Origin of the sequence: Nocardioides sp., from assembly GCF_035429765.1 — a bacterium.
Lineage (GTDB): Bacteria > Actinomycetota > Actinomycetes > Propionibacteriales > Nocardioidaceae > Nocardioides.
Window position 1 is genome coordinate 1 of the sequence record NZ_DAOMFK010000314.1, and the last position, 2,207, is coordinate 2,207.

Annotated in this window: 1 protein-coding gene; it reads left to right on the forward strand. The window is 69.3% G+C overall.

Annotated features, from left to right (window positions below):
* A partial coding sequence (gene rpoC, locus PLP61_RS16655; protein ID WP_324503893.1) for a DNA-directed RNA polymerase subunit beta' occupies positions 1-2,207 on the forward strand: 2,207 nt, incomplete at both ends.

The window sequence follows — 2,207 nt, forward strand, 5'->3', positions numbered from 1 at the left end:
AGTCGCTCTCGGACATGCTCAAGGGCAAGCAGGGCCGGTTCCGCCAGAACCTGCTGGGCAAGCGCGTGGACTACTCCGGCCGGTCGGTGATCGTGTCCGGGCCGCAGCTGAAGCTGCACCAGTGCGGCCTGCCCAAGCAGATGGCGCTGGAGCTGTTCAAGCCGTTCGTGATGAAGCGGCTGGTCGACCTGTCGCACAGCCAGAACATCAAGTCCGCCAAGCGGATGGTCGAGCGGGCCACGTCCGGCCTGAGTCGGTACGCCGTGGTGTGGGACGTCCTCGAAGAGGTCATCACCGAGCACCCGGTGCTGCTCAACCGGGCCCCCACCCTGCACCGGCTCGGCATCCAGGCCTTCGAGCCGCAGCTGATCGAGGGCAAGGCCATCCAGATCCACCCGCTGGTCTGCACGGCGTTCAACGCCGACTTCGACGGTGACCAGATGGCGGTGCACCTGCCGCTGTCGGCCGAGGCGCAGGCCGAGGCGCGGATCCTGATGCTGTCGACCAACAACATCCTCAAGCCGTCCGACGGCCGACCGGTGACCATGCCGACCCAGGACATGATCATCGGCCTGTTCTTCCTCACCACCGAGCGCGAGGACGGGCTGGGCGCGGGCCGGCTGTTCTCCTCGCCGGCCGAGGCGATCATGGCCTTCGACCGGGGCGAGGTCGCCCTGCAGAGCCGGGTCACGATCCGGTTCGACGACATCGTGCCCCCGCTGGGCCACGAGGAGGTGCCGGAGGGCCGGCCGGTGACGCTCAGCACCACGCTGGGCCGCGCGCTGTTCAACGAGACGCTGCCGGCGGACTACCCCTACGTCAACTACGAGGTGGGCAAGAAGGCCCTCGGGGCGATCGTCAACGACCTCGCCGAGCGCTACACCAAGGTCGAGGTGGCCGCCTCGCTGGACGCGCTGAAGGACGCCGGCTTCCACTGGGCGACCCGCTCGGGCGTGACCGTCTCCATCGACGACGTGGTGACCCCGGCGGAGAAGGCCCAGATCCTCGAGGGCTACGAGACCCAGGCCGCCAAGGTGCAGCAGCAGTTCGAGCGTGGTCTGGTCACCGACGAGGAGCGCCGCCAGGAGCTCATCGAGATCTGGACCCAGGCATCCAACGACGTGGCCAAGGCCATGGAGGCCACCTTCGACCGGACCAACCCGATCTACATGATGGTCGACTCCGGCGCCTCCGGGAACATGATGCAGATCCGCCAGGTGGCGGCGATGCGCGGTCTGGTGGCCAACCCGAAGGGCGACATCATCCCGCGGCCGATCAAGTCGAACTTCCGCGAGGGTCTGTCGGTGCTGGAGTACTTCATCTCCACCCACGGCGCCCGCAAGGGCCTGGCCGACACCGCGCTGCGGACGGCAGACTCCGGGTACCTCACCCGTCGGCTGGTCGACGTCTCCCAGGACGTCATCATCCGTGAGGAGGACTGCGGCACCGAGCGCGGCCTGCCCAAGCGGATCGGCGTGCGGGGCGAGGACGGCACCGTGCGCAAGGACGACAACGCCGAGACCGCGGCGTACGCCCGGACCGCCGCCGTCGACATCGTCCACCCGGAGACCGGCGAGGTGCTCGTCGCCGCGGGTGAGGACCTCGGCGACGTCCGGATCGGCGAGCTGATCACTGCGGGCATGGAGGAGGTGCGGGTCCGCTCCGTGCTGACCTGCGACGCCCGCACCGGCACCTGCGCGAAGTGCTACGGGCGCTCCCTGGCCACCGGCACGCTCGTGGACATCGGCGAGGCCGTCGGCATCATCGCGGCCCAGTCGATCGGCGAGCCGGGCACCCAGCTGACGATGCGGACCTTCCACACCGGTGGTGTGGCCTCGGCCGACGACATCACGCAGGGTCTGCCCCGCGTCGTGGAGCTCTTCGAGGCGCGCCAGCCCAAGGGCCTCTCGCCGATCTCGGAGGTCACCGGCCGGGTGACGATCGAGGAGTCCGACAAGGCCCGCAAGGTCATCGTCACCCCCGACGACGGCTCCGACGTCAAGGAGTACCCCGTCAGCAAGCGCTCCCGCCTGCTGGTGCACGAGGGCGACCACATCGAGGTCGGCCAGATGCTCACCGTCGGTACCCCGGACCCGAAGGAGGTGCTGCGCGTCCTCGGCGTGCGCCGGGCCCAGCAGCACCTGGTCGACGAGGTGCAGGCGGTGTACCGCAGCCAGGGCGTGTCGATCCACGACAAGCACATCGAG